The sequence below is a fragment of the Collinsella sp. AF02-46-1 genome (assembly GCF_003465825.1).
GTDB lineage: Bacteria > Actinomycetota > Coriobacteriia > Coriobacteriales > Coriobacteriaceae > Collinsella.
This window is the reverse complement of record NZ_QSBV01000007.1, coordinates 53,857-69,983: the sequence shown is the minus strand read 5'-3', so window position 1 is coordinate 69,983 and position 16,127 is coordinate 53,857. Positions and strand designations below refer to the sequence as shown.

The 16,127-nt window shown below is 57.9% G+C and carries 13 protein-coding genes; 2 read left to right on the top strand and 11 right to left on the bottom strand.

Features of this window, described 5'->3' with window-relative positions:
• Nucleotides 1-62: 62 nt before the first annotated feature.
• The 10 genes from DWV20_RS04275 to DWV20_RS04230 all read right to left on the bottom strand — a co-directional run bounded on the left by DWV20_RS04275 (nt 63) and on the right by DWV20_RS04230 (nt 11,455).
• Complete coding sequence (locus tag DWV20_RS04275) at nt 63-1,223, bottom strand: Mbeg1-like protein (protein ID WP_118256448.1); 1,161 nt, start codon at nt 1,221-1,223, stop codon at nt 63-65.
• Nucleotides 1,224-1,350: 127 nt separating this feature from the next.
• Nucleotides 1,351-2,301, bottom strand: coding sequence for an L-lactate dehydrogenase (locus DWV20_RS04270; RefSeq protein WP_118256447.1), 951 nt, complete (start codon nt 2,299-2,301; stop codon nt 1,351-1,353).
• Between the two features lie 201 nt (nt 2,302-2,502).
• Complete coding sequence (locus DWV20_RS04265; RefSeq protein ID WP_118256446.1) at nt 2,503-3,666, bottom strand: pyridoxal phosphate-dependent aminotransferase; 1,164 nt, start codon at nt 3,664-3,666, stop codon at nt 2,503-2,505.
• Between the two features lie 117 nt (nt 3,667-3,783).
• Nucleotides 3,784-5,772 carry an NAD(+) synthase gene (locus DWV20_RS04260; RefSeq protein ID WP_118256445.1) on the bottom strand — a complete coding sequence of 663 codons (1,989 nt, stop codon included), beginning with the start codon at nt 5,770-5,772 and terminating at the stop codon, nt 3,784-3,786.
• Nucleotides 5,773-5,905: 133 nt separating this feature from the next.
• Nucleotides 5,906-6,184 carry a DUF4160 domain-containing protein gene (locus DWV20_RS04255; protein ID WP_117635420.1) on the bottom strand — a complete coding sequence of 93 codons (279 nt, stop codon included), beginning with the start codon at nt 6,182-6,184 and terminating at the stop codon, nt 5,906-5,908.
• Entirely contained in the window at nt 6,177-6,446 is a 270-nt protein-coding gene (locus DWV20_RS04250; protein WP_118205981.1) for a hypothetical protein, read from the bottom strand. Before DWV20_RS04250 ends, DWV20_RS04255 begins: the two co-directional genes overlap by 8 nt.
• 183 nt (nt 6,447-6,629) lie before the next feature.
• On the bottom strand, nt 6,630-7,538 hold the full coding sequence (locus DWV20_RS04245) for an AEC family transporter (RefSeq protein ID WP_158550973.1): 909 nt from the start codon (nt 7,536-7,538) through the stop codon (nt 6,630-6,632).
• A gap of 58 nt (nt 7,539-7,596) precedes the next feature.
• The gene (locus DWV20_RS04240; RefSeq protein ID WP_117773912.1) at nt 7,597-8,808 is read right to left on the bottom strand and encodes a hypothetical protein; all 1,212 of its coding nucleotides are present in this window, start codon (nt 8,806-8,808) and stop codon (nt 7,597-7,599) included.
• A gap of 118 nt (nt 8,809-8,926) precedes the next feature.
• Nucleotides 8,927-10,351: a PTS transporter subunit EIIC gene (locus tag DWV20_RS04235; protein WP_117635424.1), complete on the bottom strand. Its 1,425-nt coding sequence runs from the start codon at nt 10,349-10,351 to the stop codon at nt 8,927-8,929.
• 267 nt (nt 10,352-10,618) lie between these two features.
• Nucleotides 10,619-11,455 carry a PRD domain-containing protein gene (locus DWV20_RS04230; RefSeq protein WP_117655301.1) on the bottom strand — a complete coding sequence of 279 codons (837 nt, stop codon included), beginning with the start codon at nt 11,453-11,455 and terminating at the stop codon, nt 10,619-10,621.
• A 248-nt stretch (nt 11,456-11,703) separates the two neighbouring features.
• Between DWV20_RS04230 and DWV20_RS04225 the strand changes: the two genes are divergently transcribed.
• The gene (locus DWV20_RS04225) at nt 11,704-12,666 is read left to right on the top strand and encodes a hypothetical protein (protein ID WP_118237679.1); all 963 of its coding nucleotides are present in this window, start codon (nt 11,704-11,706) and stop codon (nt 12,664-12,666) included.
• Nucleotides 12,667-12,806: 140 nt separating this feature from the next.
• Complete coding sequence (locus DWV20_RS04220) at nt 12,807-14,102, top strand: hypothetical protein (protein ID WP_118256444.1); 1,296 nt, start codon at nt 12,807-12,809, stop codon at nt 14,100-14,102.
• Between the two features lie 214 nt (nt 14,103-14,316).
• Here the strand turns inward: DWV20_RS04220 and ettA are convergent, their stop codons facing one another.
• Nucleotides 14,317-15,996, bottom strand: coding sequence for an energy-dependent translational throttle protein EttA (gene ettA, locus DWV20_RS04215; protein ID WP_055251458.1), 1,680 nt, complete (start codon nt 15,994-15,996; stop codon nt 14,317-14,319).
• Nucleotides 15,997-16,127 lie beyond the last annotated feature (131 nt).

Here is a 16,127-nt window from a genome sequence, read left to right as displayed (position 1 = left end):
CGAGCCCGCCCCAGGCGCATCGAAGATTGGTACATCGGGGACAGGTTGCTTTGCACCAATGGCTAGCGCAGGAGTTCGGACTGCCAAGCCTCGAGCTGTTCTGCCCAACTCTTGCCGGCAGCGGGCATGTCGATCTGGGGTCGTTTGGGCAACAGCGCGCATTTAAGGATTGCCACGATGGTCTGCGAGACAAGGCGTCGCGTATCCTTGCCAAAGCCTTGCGCAGCCTGGAGCATCACGGGCAGGCTCTCGCGCAGATTCCCAGCGATATCCGCAAACCGCTCAGCACCCGTAGCCTCAAACACGGAGAACAACGCATCTACAAAACGCTCGCGCTCGCCAGGTGACACCGCAAGCAGCATCTCGCGAATGGAACCGTCAACATATCGCGCGCCAGCAGACAGGCGTTCGCAATACACAAAGTCGCAGCCGCTAACTACCCAGCTAAAGGGATTGTGCTGCAGCAGGCTGAACTCGGTGCTTTCGACGATAGCGTAGTCTTCCTGCGTCTCGAACATCATGCCGAAGATCGACGACTGGGGCAGGGTTTTATCGATACGACCGGAAAGACTCGCAAAAGCGTCTCCGCTCAGAAACTCCTCGACGAAGCCCGGACCATCATGGGAATACGCCCGTTCGATTCGCTCACGGGCGACATCGGAGCACATCGCCGCACCGTACACCGCAAGGTTTCCACCCTTGGAATGACCTCCGCACAAAAGTGGCCCGTCAATCGCATCCGCCGCCTCGTCTACATAGCGCGCTGCGGATTCCTGGGCCGGCACAGGGCACCGGAACGCCATGTTAAAATCCTCTTTCCAGCCCACGATCGTGCTGTCGGTCCCCCGGAAGGAAAGATAACCAAACCCCGACGGAAACCGGAACGCCATGGCTGCAAACTGCTCTGTCGTCACCATATCGCTCACAGCACGATAGCCGCAAACGTGCACGCCACGGTAACGAGGACTTGCTGCCACGGCCTCCAACAAGGCCCTGCTCCCCTCCGGGTCCCACAAGTCGTCAATCATGTCCCGGTAGCACTCGGCACGCAGCAGCTCGCGCACGTCTAGGCCCTGCCAGTTCGTCAGCTCCGCCATATCACCCGGCAAACGCAAATAGGACAACCACGCAAAGACCAGGCTATCCACCGCGCAGAACGACCGCTCCTCAAACGAATCAAACGCCGTCTGGGCATAGGTCAAAAAATTAGGTGAATCCGACATGGCCCTCCCATCAACTAGGGTGCATTGGGATGGTGCATTGGGGTCAGGTTACTTTGCACCAAAAAGGCGCCCGGGCCGTGTGGACCCGAACGCCTTCATTGTAGCTTTTCGCTCGAGCGAGCTTGATTTAGCAGGAGAAATCGACGCTGTCGATGATGTCCTTGAGAGCCTTTGCAGAGGCGGTGAGCTCATGCTGCTCGCCATCGTTCAGCGGCACGGGAACGCGGCAGACAACGCCGTCGCGACCAACGACCGTCGGCATGGAGATGGCCAGATCGGACAGGCCATACTCGCCCACCATGAGCGAAGAGACCGGCAACACGGTCTGCTCGTCACGCATGACGGCAGTGCAGATGCGCTTGACAGCCATGGCGACGCCGTAGTAGGTAGCGTGCTTCTTCTCGATGATGGTGTAGGCGGAGTTCTTGACGTCCTCGGCGATACGCTTCTCGGCGGCCTCGTGCTCCAGGTGGCCGTGAAGCTCGCAGAAGGTGTTCAGCGGAACGCCGGCAACCTGAGCGCTGGACCAAGCGACAAACTCGGAATCACCGTGCTCACCCATGACATAAGCCTGGACATCGCGCGGGTCAACCTCGACATGAGCACCAAGCATCTGCTGCAGACGGCCAGTGTCGAGCACGGTGCCGGAACCGATGACGTGGCCCTCGGGCAGGCCGGACATCTTGATGGCGGCGTAGGTCAGAACATCGACCGGGTTGGAGACGATGAGCAGAATGCCATCGAAGCCGGACTTCTTAATCTCGGGGATAATGGACTTAAAGATTCTGACATTCTTGTTGACCAGGTCCAGGCGGGTCTCACCGGGCTTCTGGGCAGCGCCAGCGGTGACGACGATCATGGCGGCGTCGGCGACATCGGAATAATCGCCGGCGTAGATCTTCATCGGCTCGGCAAACGTCATGCCGTGCGCGATATCCAAGGCCTCACCCTCGGCGCGGTTCTTGTCCACGTCGATGAGGACCATCTCGGAGAACAGACCACTCTGCATCAGCGCGAACGCCGAAGACGAACCGACGAAACCGCAACCGACAATAGCGACTTTCTTCTCGTTAACCATTAGAAACTCCCATCTCTCTCCACAAACAAGCCACCCGGGAACGACCCGAGCGGCTTGTCGTAATCCCAATACATCCAATCGGGACTTTGATTATGCTCCTATTCGCAGCCAAAAATCGACCGTTTACCGAAATTGTTTGCAGGATTCGTAAAATAACTGCACGAAATCGGTTTCGAGCTATTGACGAGTCGAAACAGGTTTCTAATACAGACCCGCCTCGCGGATGGCCTCGACAGCCAAAGCAATCTGGTCGGGCGGCAAGACCAGCGCCATGCGCACGTGCCCCTCGCCCGAAGGACCAAAGCTCGCGCCCGGCGTCACCACAACGCCGGCCTCCTCCATGAGCTCCTCGCAAAACGCCATGGAATCGGTGCGACCACCGGGAAGCTTGGCCCACACAAACATAGAGCCATGCGCGTTGGGACGCTCCCAGCCCAGGCCCTCAAGACCGTCGCACAGGGCATCGCGGCGCTCCTGGTACTTCAGACGCTGCGCCTCGACCTCATCGCGCGGACCGTTCAGGCAGGCGATAGCAGCCTTCTGGATCGGGAAGAACATACCAAAGTCGATCTGGCCGCGCAGCTTGGCAAAGGCCGAGACCACATCCTCGCGACCGACCAAAAAGCCGATACGCGCACCGGTGACGTTAAACGACTTGGAGAGCGAGAAGAACTCAACGCCCACCTCGAGCGCGCCGGGATACTGCAAGAAGCTGCCGCCCGGCTCGCCGTCGAACACGATATCGGAGTATGCGTTGTCGTGAACGATGAGCAGGTCGTGCTCGCGGGCGAAAGCGATGATCTCCTCGTAGACCTCGGGCGTGCCCACCGAGCCCACCGGGTTGGCGGGCAGCGACACAATCATGTACTTGGCACGATCGGCCACCTCGGGATCGATACCCGCCACATAGGGCAGGTAATTGTGCTCCGCCACCAGCGGATAGTACTCGAGCTTGGCATCGGCGATCTTGGCACCTGCCTCAAAGACCGGGTAGCACGGATCGGGAACCAGAATGGTGTCACCCGGATCGAGCAGGGCAAGGCCCAAATGGCCAACGCCCTCCTGCGTGCCGTTGCACGACTGCACCATAGACGGCGTAATGCCCGAAACGCCAAAGCGACGCTCGTAGTAATCGCACACGGCTTGCTTGAGTTCGGGCAGGTCGCGCAGGGCATACTTCCACATCTCGGGGTCCTGGGCCGCTTGCGTGAGCGCCTCGACCACGTGGTCGTACGGCTTAAAGTCGGGCGTGCCCACGCTCATGTTGTAAATGGTCTTGCCCTGAGCCTTCAGCGCAAGCAGTTTGTTGTTGAGCGAGGCGAAGACCTCCGCGCCAAAGCGGTCGAGACGCTGCGATGCCTGCATGGTGCCACCTTCCGATATAAAAAAGCGGCGCTCCGACAAGAGCGCCGCGCGATACGGGCCATCAGATTGCAAAAGTGTAACGCTTGCAACCCCCGTATTGGTTCAATTTAGCCAACCTTAGTCAACTGGATTGAGCGCGTCGATCTGCGCAAGCCACAGACGCGAGCTGGCGTCACTCGGCATACGCCAATCGCCGCGCGGGCTGAGCGTCACCGAACCAACCTTGGGGCCATCGGGCAGGCAGCTGCGCTTAAACTGCTGGGCAAAGAAGCGACGATAGAACGTACGCAGCCACGTGTGGACGGTCTTGGCGTCGTAGACACCCTCGAAACTCTTGAGCGCCATGCGGTAGATCTTGCCCGGCTCAAAGCCAAAACGCAGCAAGTAGTAGAGGAAGTAGTCGTGCAGCTCGTACGGGCCCACCAGGTCCTCAGTCTTCTGCGCAATCTCGCCGTCGCCCGTAGGCGGCAGGAGCTCGGGGGACACCGGCGTATCGAGGATATCGAGCAAAACCTCGGCAATACGCCCGCCAAAGACATCGGCCGCATAGCGCACCAGATGGCGCACAAGCGTCTTGGGCACGCTCGCGTTGACGGCGTACATGCTCATGTGGTCGCCGTTATAGGTAGCCCAGCCGAGTGCCAACTCCGACAGGTCGCCCGTGCCGATGACAAAACCGCCAGCCTGGTTGGCCAGATCCATCAGAATCTGCGTACGCTCGCGGGCCTGGCTGTTCTCGTAGGTCACGTCCTGCACGGCCGGATCGTGCTCAATGTCCTTGAAGTGCTGCTCCACAGCCGCGTGGATCGAAACCTCGCGGAAGCTCACGCCCAGGTCGCGCGCGAGCGACTCGGCGTTGGACTTAGTGCGATGCGTCGTGCCAAAGCCGGGCATGGAGACCGCCGTGATACCCGTGCGCGGCAGCCCCAGTGCATCGAAGGCACGCACCGTCACGAGCAGTGCCAGTGTAGAATCAAGGCCGCCCGAAAGACCGATGACGGCCGCCTTGGTGCCCGTATGGGCCAGGCGGGTCTTGAGGCCGGCGGTCTGCAGGTCGAGGATGGTCTCGCAGCGCTCGGCCAGGTCGCCATGGTCGGCCGGCACAAAGGGCGCGCGGGGGAAGACACGGTCGATGCCGAGCGCATCGCGCAGAACAGGATCCTTCGCAAGCACGCCCTCAAACGAAAAATCAACGGTCGTGGCCTCCGGCGCATCGTCCGCGCGCGTCCACGTCGTCGAGCGACGGCGCTCGGCAACCAGGCGGTCAAGATCGACGTCGGCGATGGCCATGTCGCAGGTAAGCAGTTTGGTCGCGGCGAGCTTGGAGCCGTTTTCGTAGACGAGGTTCTCCCCCGCAAAGACCATGTCGGTCGTTGACTCACCCTCGCTCGCATCGGCGTAGACATAGGCGCAGTACAGGCGCGCACTCTGATTGGAGATAAGGCTGCGGCGGTAGTCTGCCTTACCGATAATCTCATCCGAGGCCGACGGGTTGAGAATCACCGTCGTACCGGCAAGCGCCATCTCGGTCGAAGGGGGTGCCGGCACCCACAGGTCCTCACAGACCTCAACGCCCAGCACCAGGTCCTCGGCGCCTTCATCACAGCAACGGTAGACAAGCCCCGAACCCAGCGGGACCGGACCCTGACCGGCAAATTCAACCCACACGGGATCCGCAGGCGCCGGAGCAAACCAACGGCGCTCATAGAACTCGCCATAGTTGGGCAAATACTTCTTGGCCGTGAGGCCCAAAAGCTCGCCCGCGCAGCACACGGCGGCGCAGTTGTAGATATTCTCGGCAACTGCAACGGGAAGACCGATGGTAAAGACGACCGGCAACTCACGGGTTTCATCGAGGATGTGCACAAGTGCGGTCTCGCAGGCATGCAGTAATGTGCGGTTATGGAACAGATCAGCCGCGGTATAACCAGTCAGGTTAAGCTCGGGCAGCACGAGCGCACGAACGCCGCGCTCGGTAGCCTCGCGAACAGCCGCCAGCGCAACCTCGGCATTGCCCTCAACATCGGCCACGCGAATCTTGGGCGAGGCCGCTGCCAGGCGCAAAAAACCGTCGTTATCAACTTGACCGTTTAGAAAATCGTTCATGCGAGCTCCAGCACATCCGTTAGCCGCAACGAGCGGCGGCGATATAGTCCGCCTCCATTGTACTGTCAAGTTCAATCAGCACAGATGGGACAAGCTCATGATTAAAATTGGAAAAGAGAAGCCGGGATGACGTTTAGCAGTAGAACGAGATCTCGTCCACAAGGAAAAATGCCTTCCATTTAGAGCAAATCAATTCATGCTGAGCGGCGATGATTTCACAGAGGTCATCAAGCGTGCTCCGGGGGATCTTCGCTTTGTTATTAGCGACAATGCAGCCACCTCTTCGAGTCAGCCAGATTTTGGCCGAGTTATCTGAAGGCGCCCCCTTGCAAACATGGACATGGATTGGCTCGCCCGCTTCATTGGACCAAAAGAAGACCCGATAGCCGCCAATAAGAAAAAGGCTAGGCAACTTTAGCTCCTCCGTTTGCGGCGTAGCGATACAGCAGATGGGCGTTATTGCCCAGAAAAGTCTCAAAACCTCGCTTCTCCTCGTCGGTAAAACGCCCCTCCCACATGGTCCAATTGTAAGAAGGCAGCTCGCAACGAGCGGAGTCGAAACCCTCTGCCGTCGGTCGTTCAAAATGCACGATGACCTTTTCGATATCGCCATCTGTGATCAGGTCAGAATGAATGACCTCGGTACCATCTTCGAATGTCATATACGGGTACATCACGTAAACCACCTCGCAATCATTAATTCAGTTTAGCATCAAGCTAGTGCACCAATGATAGCAAGCCCCCTTGATGAGTTGATGGCATCTGTTGCCAGCACGATCGACGGCGGTCCGGATTGTTGGGCCCCGGCCATAATCGACCGCCACGAAGCGTTCATCCGCAGGTGCATGGCATAGCGCCTAGAACACTAGCTGAGACAAGGACACTATCGCTGGCATAGTGAACATAGACAGAAGGGTGGTAACACAGACTGTTCCACATGCATATCGATAGTCCTTATTATGCTGCTGGGCAAAGATGGCTACATTCGCGCCGGTGGGGGTCGCAGCCGCAATCAGCAGCGCCATCTTAATTGACCTATCACATGGAAAGAGACATAGGAACAGGAGCGAAAGAATCGGAATAACAAGCAGCCTGACCGATGAGACGGCAAACAAGCTTTTCGCCCTCAGGAGCGCCATCAAATCAGACTGAGCAAGATAGATACCGAGAGTCATCATTGCTAGCGGAGTGTTGAGCCCCGAGATATACGAAAGCACTGACTGTGCCAGAGGGACCGTTGGGACACGAAGGATAAAAATCAAGAAACCGCCCAATAAAGCCATGACCATTGGACTTGTCAGGATCGCTTTAGGACTCATACATTTTTTAGACCCCGACAGCAGATACTGCCCGTATGTCCATTGCATGGCATTGAGAAGAGCGATCATGCACGTGATGAAAAACACGGCATCTTTTCCAAGCGCCGCTTCAACAAGGGGTATTCCCACAAATCCAGCATTCGAGAATGCCGCAGCAAAAATGTCGATGGGACGGCCCCTGAACAACAGGCGGGCAACAACGCAAGCGAGCAACAACATCGCCGCCGACAGCATTAAGGTCATTCCCAACTCATACATCCTCTGAAACGAATACTCGATCCAAAATGATTTGAGAATGATTGCGGGAATCACAAGGTTGATGAGCAACTTTCCGAATTCTATTGCAGCCTGCTCGCTCAATATGCCCAAGCGGTTTAGAGCGTAGCCCATTCCCATGAGCAAAAACATGATAAGGACTTGTTGGATGAGAGGTTCAATGATTGACACAATACATGCTCCGTATAATCCTGACCGGTTCATCTACCACGATGGTCTATAGCGCCTGCTATAGCGCGGCACCGACCGCCTGAATGATTCGCGCAACGAACGCATCGGCAACCCCGCGCGGCGTTCGCGAGTTGTAGGTTTCAAAATACTTGCCGTAGTCTTCCTGAGGCACAAGGTAGTTGCAGTACGTGTTCGCATAGCCGATAACAAAGACGTTGTATTGGCTAAACGCCCTCTTAAAATCCAAGCCTAATGTGCTACACGTATCGCATGGCATCGTGATAAAAATGCAGTTACCAATTACCGCAAACTGGCTCGGAAGCTCAAGCTCGATTTTCCCCATCGAGAGCTTAAGCTGTTGCCGCTTAAGGAGAAAGTCTCGCATCGGGCTCGCATCCATAGCCTCTATCCGATTGGTCATCTCGATCCAATCCGGATCTGTTTTTGCATCGTAGACACTCTTCATGCTGATAGAGCCCCAACGCGGAGTATCAACTCTGAGTGCCGCGCGCTCACGCTTGGATTCAATTTGAGCGCAAAGTTCGTTAGCCGTACGCTCGAGTTCGGCAACTCCCTCCCCTTGCCGATAGAAACGCGTCGACACATCCCCGCACGTTCCGTTGACGCAAAGTACAGGACAGCCATATTTCCTCTCCAAACGCTGCCTGACATGCCCAATCAAATCAGCAGAGAGGACGGCGCTTTTCCCATTAAGGATGGTAGGATGAGCGGACATGAACAGCATTTTTCCAATTGGGCGACCACCTTGAGCGTCCTCAAACGAGAAAATACTTACCTGTTTATCGGCCGGACCGCCCTGAACATTTCGATTCCCGTACAGTCCCTCGATGCCTAACATCTCCATCGATACGGTCGCCTTCGACCTGGACGCCCATGCAGATACCGCCGCCTCGGTAGCCAAGCCAATCAAATCACTCGTCAATTCGGTTTCAGGTAACGTGTCCTCGTAGGCAAGCTTAAAATAGCATGGTGCAGAATGGGTATGAATGCATGCGACGACGATATTGCTCGAATCGATGCCCGTTTTTGACGATACGGCGTTCTTGACCGAAAGGGAAAAATCTTTCGACACCATTATTGAATCGAGCTCGATAAGAATAAACGGGACAAGATCAACACAGACAGCGCTAGCGTTGACCTCAATAGGATCAAGAACATCCGTCCAGGCACCTTTTCTGTTGTAGCCGCCCATGCGGCAAGGAGACTGGGGTGTTACGTCAATCTTCGAGATTCCAAACTCTATGTTCATTCCAACTCCAACTCTTCGCGGCACACGCCGCCCAAACATCGGAAATAGAAATACAAAAAGAGAAGGGCGTCATGGACGCCCTTCCAATGCGTCCTGCCACACGCAGGCCGTAGAAAACTTAACGCTCGGAAACGGGACCATTCTCGAGCTCATCCGCCGTAAAGCCCAGGAAATACGTGCCCAAGGCGCTCACAAGGAAGCCTGCACCAGCAGCGATTCCAAAGTTGATGAGATTCTGGGTCCCGCCGCCCGCAAACGCGAGGAACTCCAAGAAGTTAGATGCCGCGCCGGCAGTATAAACCGTGGCTCCGAGAGCGATTGCAAGCGCACCGGCAACAAAGGATCCGATAATCTTCCAGACAAACACGCGGCGATAGCGCAGCATCATGCCGTAGATGAAAGGCTCGCCGACGCCTCCGACAATGTTTGCGACCAAATAGCCGAATGCCATGCTCTTCTCGTCTTTATCGCACAGCTTGAGCCAGGTCGCCACCTCGCAGCCGAAGGTCGCCCAAAGGCTAACGCCCGTCGCAACCAAAACAAAGCTGTCGGTTCCCACAGTCATATAGTTAGCGATGGCAATCATCGCAACCGCCACATGCATGCCGGTAATAATCATTGGGCACCAAAGACCCGCCAGAATACCTCCTCCGAGAATGGCGGCGATACCACCGGAAGTACCAAGGAACTCAAAACCGGCGGCGAGGGCATTACCGGCCCATGAACCAACAGGGGCGAGAGCGCAGAGAGACACAGGAACAGCGACGACCATGGTAAGGAAAGGCGCGAAAACCGTTGAAAGGGTATCTGGCACATATTTGCGGAAGAAGCGCTCGATATAACTCATCGCCCACACGGACAGAAGAATGGGAAGGACCGTCTTTGTGTAGTTTGCGGCGACGCAGGGAATGCCATAAACGGAGAACTGAGCTCCATCGGTCGCAAGCTGAATCATGGTCGGGTCGATAAGAATGCCGCCCATAAAGGCACCGAGGACAGGCGTTACGCCAATGTTCTTAGCCGCATTATAGCCAAGGTAGATGGGGATAAAATAGAACGCTGCGTCATAAACCATGTTCATCAGAACATAAAGGTCGCTTGTGTCGGACAGCACGCCCGCCATCGTAGGTCCCAGCACCACCGCTACGGTCTTGAACAGGCCAGCACACATTAGGACGGGGATCATAGGCACCATGGAGCTTGACAGGTAGTTGAGGATGTTATTGCCAATAACCTTAGGTGTGAGCTTCTGCTTAGGAGCATCAAGGTTCTCGTCGATGGCGTCCTGCTTGGCAAAGCCGCCGATCTTGCAGAGCTCGTCATAAACCTTGGGCACGTTTTGGCCCACGATTACCTGGAACTGCCCTCCGGAGATTTGAGCACCCAACACACCGCCAATCTTCTTCACTTCTTTGATATCGGGGGCATCGATATCTTTGAGGTTAAAACGCAGGCGCGTCATACAGTGCGCAACAAACGTCACGTTCTCCTTGCCACCGACGGCCTCGAGCACGTCCGCGGCGATTTTCTTATTGTCAGTCATAGCTGAACTCCCTTGCTTTTCTGTCTTCCCGTTTGCGCACACGCGAAGAACCGATTACGGCAGGCCTGACACGAGGCAAATCGAGAAAAGCAAGAAGAAGACAAAAACAGAAGAGCCCCAAAGCACAAAGCGGACAGGGAACTGTCTACGTCATGCTTCGAGGCTCTTCTCGAATAACACCTTATGTGACTATGAAACTACATCCAACAGTTGCTTTTACGAAAGTCGAAACCGGCCAACGGTCAAACTTCAGCGGCGAGCGGTCGATTAGGACCTAGATCCCGCGCAGACGCGATTGACGTGGAGCATCAGGTAGACCTTCTCTTCATCGGCGAGCCCGGCGTCAAAGCGCTCTTCGATAAGCGCGGCCATGCGGTCGACGCACACGGCCACGTCGGGATGCTGCTCGCAGAGCGGTCCGTAAAGCGCGCCGTTCTCCGTGTTGAGGGGCTCTCCTGTCTGCACGCGTTCTAACAGGTAGCGCACGTGCGTGGCATAACGGCAAAAGTCAAAGCCGTCGCGGTCCACGCAAACCCCCAGCTCGGATTCGATAATCTTGGTGAAGCTCTCGAGCATCACCTCGTCCTTACGCACCGTATTGGATTTGGCCTTTGAAGACGAGGCGACCACGCTGTTGACGATACAGAGCGCGATACCGCTCGCCTCCCCCCGCGGCATCTTGACGTTGAAGCCGCGATTGATGCCCTCGATCGCGAACTTGGCGATCTTGTACTCAATGGGGTACATCTGCTGCACATCATAGGAGAGCGGCATCTGCACAAACATATGCTCGCGGCAGCGTTTGATGGCAAAGGCGATATGGTCAGCCATGGTAAAGGGAAGGTTTGCCGAGAGCTCGCGCGAGATGTTGGAGCGAGCGATATCGGCAATCTGGGCGGAGAACTCCATCACCTGAGGATCGATCTCGTCGAGCAGCGCTAGGTAGCGCGAGTCGACACCGTAGAAGGTTCGCTCGATCTTATCGAGTGTGACCTCATCGGGGCCATTGGGAAACCCGATACCGCGGCCAATTGCCACGAGTTCACGGCCCTTGGCGTTTACGCAGATAACCGTATTGTTGTTGATCCGCTTAAGGATTTTCATGACGCTCCCTACCCGGCGCAAGCAACAGCGCCGCGAGCCCGATTATTCCACGGGATTTCAAATCCGGTCAACCTTCCTTTCGACATCCGAACGATTCGCCCCGTCTTCATTCGATCAGCCTGAGAAGAAATTTCGCGCTTTGGTGAGTTGATGGTGTTGCGGGCGAATCCATCTCCGGTTCACACCGACTGGGTACCCTGAGGGCTGAACAACCTGTCGCAGCACTAAACGAACCGGAAGGACCCCGTATGACGACTGAATATACCGACGCGCCGCGCACGCGCGTCATGACGCCGGCATCGCTCAACAACGGCGTGCACGAGAACCATTCCATCGGACAGACCATGGCCATCGCACCCAAAAAGGGCCTGTTTGACGACATTTCCATTCCCCAGATCATCGCCGGCGCCGCAGCTGCCGCCACGAGCGTCGCGCTTGCCTCCAAGATTGGTATCGCTGGTTCAGTAATTGGCGCCGCCGTGAGCTCGGTCATCACCGTTGTGTCCTCGCAGGTCTACCGCCACTTTATCTCTGCCAGCGCCGAAGCAATCAAGGGCACGCATGCCGCTGTCGACTACCCTGCCGGCGCCTACGAGCCCGTTGAACCCGATGTCGAGGAGCACCTAGGTGGCGCCGCGACCACGCAGGAAATGCGCCAGGTTGCGGGACGCGCGACCACGGCGCGCGTCGCCCCTAACAGTCTGCGCGCCAAGGCGGCGGCAGAGCGCAGCCAGACGCAAAAGAAGGTCATCGTCTTCTCGATCGCCATCGCCATCGTCGCGGTCATCGCCTGTACCGGCGCCATCCTTATTACCACCGCCGGTGAGGGTCTGGGCGAGCGCCCCGAGCCAATCCTTTCGTCGCGCACGACCGAGAGCGATGCAAATGGCAACACCCAGTCGCAAGATCAGCAGGCACAGGCGGACGGCACGCAAGACAGTTCTACCTCAGCCGATTCGTCCTCGAACACCCAAAGCCAATCGCAGGGCACCGATTCCTCTACGGCCAACAGTGGCGCGCCGTCCGGCACGACCGACTCAAGCCAAACGACTGACGGTTCGCAGCCGAGCACGGGCGGCCAGACGAGCGACACCGCTTCGGGAACGGGCACAGCAGACAGCAGCAACACCAACAGCTCGAACAGCTCGAGCGGAACCGCGTCCGGCACGGCATCTGACAACTCGAGCCAAGGCACGGCATCGGGCAACTAAGCACATTTGCCTCTCATAGATAACCGACCTGTACAACGGGCGCGAATCGAAAGCGGTTCGCGCCCGTTTGCCTTGGGCGCCGCCATGGCGAACGCTATGCGATGGTAAGATGCTTTACATGTGTAAAGAGGAGATTTGCCATGAGCAAGACAATAGTTAGGCCCACGCTTTCGCTGGGCAACCACATCTATCTGTATCGCCTGCTGCGCGACGCGATTGGGTGCGGCAAGCAAACGTTTATGACACAGGTCGAGGAGGCGCTCGCCGCCGGCGACATGACCGCTTATGACCTGGGCTTTGAGTCCACGCGTGAGCTGCTCGAGGAGCTCGACGACTGCATTAAGCTGACCGTCTTTAAGGGCGGTCGCCTGCATGCCACCGTCATCGCCAACGAGGCTTGGGATGCCGCCCTTGCCAAGGGCGAGGACAAGCCCAAGGCAGCCAAGGGAGCCAAGCAGTCCTACAAAAAGAAAAAGCGCGGCGAGAAGGACCTCAAGGCCGTGCGTCCCAAGCACGTTAAACATCCCAAGCCAGAAACCATGGTTGAAGCCGTGCCGGAGCCCGAGCCCGAGGCAGAGATCGAAGTCGCTATTGAGGTAACAGCAGAAACCGAAATCACCGCCACGAACGATCCCGAAGTCATATCTGAGCAGGAAACCACTGCGGAGCTCAACGAAGCTCCCAAGTCGACAACCGAAGAAGCCGCTGACCAGCCCGAGACGTCTGCATTCCAAAACAGCGATGTCTTTGGTGACAAGGCCGAGGACGATCAGTCCGACGAGCCCGCAGATCAAGACGCTACCGAGTCGACGCCGGAGCCCGAGGCACCGCAGCCCGCCATCTCGCTCACGGTCGTCTATGACCCCGAGAACGCAAACGCCGGCATCACCACCATGGCATCCACGCCGGTCGAGACAAAGCCGAGCATCGAGAATCAGAGCGCTCCGCAAGTCGAGTTCGACACCGCGACCGCAGACGCACCTGCCATCGTCGAGCCCGCAGATTCCGCGGCGATGCCGAAAGCGGACACCGAATCAGTACTCGGCGCCGAACCCGCGCCCGTCATCGAGGTGACGCCCGTCAATGAGCAGGCCTTCGCACCGACGATGGTACCGGCCCTCGCACCCGTAGCGCCCGCCATCCCCGAGGACTTCCCCGTCGATTTCGCAACCGAGGTCTTCTGCCCCGGTCCGTTGCTACACCAGCTGTCGACCTATCTCCCCTACGGCGCCGACACCCTCGGCATCGTCGGCGAGTACTACTGGATCGCCCGCGAGCGCGGTACCATCGAGGCCGCGCGAAACCGCGCAAGCTTCCCCCTGCGCTACACGCAGGCCGGCGAGCGCCACGAAGTTACCGTGCGCGTCCGCCGCAACACCACCGGTGGCCTCGGATCCACCTGGGCCATCGATAAAGTCGAAGAACCCGAGCAGTAACGACAAACGGCTCAAATCCAAATCAGGATTTGAGCCGTTTTTATTTGTTGATGTTGCGTAACCAACAGCGAGCGGGCCGCAAGTGCCCCAGGTTGCCGTGAAAGAGGAGCGACGCGTACTTCGGTACGCGAGCGACGGCTTGAACGGCAAGATGGGGTGCTTGCGACCCGCGCAGCGTCGAGCAGTTACGCGGTTTGGAAAACCGCGTAACGATCTAGTCGCGCGTCAGCTTACGGTGGATACGATGCGGCTGGGCTGCGTCCTCGCCCAGGCGCTCGATGCGGTTGGCCTGATAGGCCTCGAAGTTGCCCTCGAACCAATACCAGTTGCCCGGGTTCTCGTCGGTGCCCTCCCACGCCAGGATGTGCGTGGCAACGCGGTCTAGGAACATACGGTCGTGGCTAATGACCACCGAGCAGCCCGGGAACTCGAGCAGCGCCGCTTCGAGCGAGGACAGCGTCTCGACGTCGAGGTCGTTCGTAGGCTCGTCGAGGAGCAGCAGGTTGCCGCCCTGCTTGAGCGTGAGCGCCAGGTTCAGACGGTTGCGCTCGCCACCGGAGAGTACGCCAGCGCGCTTCTGCTGGTCCTGGCCCTTAAAGCCAAAGCTCGCCACATAAGCACGGCTCGGAACCTCGGTCTCGCCGACCATCATGTGGTCCAGGCCGTCCGAGACGACCTCCCATAGGTTCTTATCGGGGTCGATGCCGGAACGGTTCTGGTCGACGTAAGAAATCTTGACGGTCTCGCCCACCTCGAGCTCGCCCGAAGTCAGCGGCTCCAAACCCACGATGGTCTTGAAGAGCGTGGTCTTACCGACACCGTTGGGGCCGATAACGCCCACAATGCCGTTGCGCGGCAGGGTGAACGAAAGGTCATCGATGAGCACGCGGCCATCGAACTCCTTGTGCAGGTGATGGGCCTCGAGCACCTTGTTGCCCAGACGCGGGCCCACAGGGATGCGGATGTCGGTCCAGTCGAGCTTCTGGCTTGCGCGGGCCTCGGCCTCCATCTCCTCGTAGCGAGCCAGACGGGCCTTGTTCTTGGCCTGGCGAGCCTTGGGCGAGCTGCGTACCCACTCGAGCTCGGCCTCCATGCGCTTGGCGAGCTTGGCGTCACGGTTGCCCTGGGCCTCGATACGCGCGGCCTTGGTCTCCAGATACGTGGAGTAATTGCCCTTGTAGGGATAAAGGTGACCGCGGTCGACCTCGCAGATCCACTCGGCAACGTTATCCAGGAAGTAGCGATCGTGTGTGACGGCAAGCACCGCGCCCTGGTAGTTATGCAGGAAGTGCTCGAGCCACAGGATCGACTCAGCGTCCAGGTGGTTCGTGGGCTCGTCGAGCAGCAGCAGGTCGGGAGCCTCGAGTAGCAGCTTGCACAGGGCCACGCGACGGCGCTCGCCGCCGGAAAGCACGTTGACCGGCATGTCGGAATCGGGCAGCTGCAGGGCGTCCATGGCCTGACCGAGCTTGGAATCGATATCCCAGCCGTCGGCGGCGTCGATCTCGTCCTGGAGCTTGCCCATCTCGGCCATGAGGGCGTCCATATCGCAATCCGGGTCGCACATCTCCTCGCCGATCTTGTTGAAGCGATCGACCTTGGCAATCATATCGCCAAACGCCATGCGCACGTTCTCGATGACGGTCTTGTCGTCATCGAGCGGCGGCTCCTGCTGCAGGATGCCCACGGTGTAGCCGGGGGTAAGCCTGGCATCGCCGTTGGAGACTTCCTCGATACCGGCCATGATCTTGAGCAGGGTCGACTTGCCCATGCCGTTGGGACCCACAACGCCGATCTTGGCACCGGGGTAGAAGCTCAGGGTCACGTCGTCAAGGATTACCTTGTCGCCATGGGCCTTGCGAGCCTGATACATCTGGTAGATAAACTCCGCCATATGTCTGTCCTATCCTTTCTACCTGCTGTTTCCCTATTCTTGATTCGCTTTAGTGGAAACGAAATGAGAAAACCAGCTCTGAAACTTAACGAAAAAGGGGCATGGTTGCCCACACCCCCTAATACTACCTG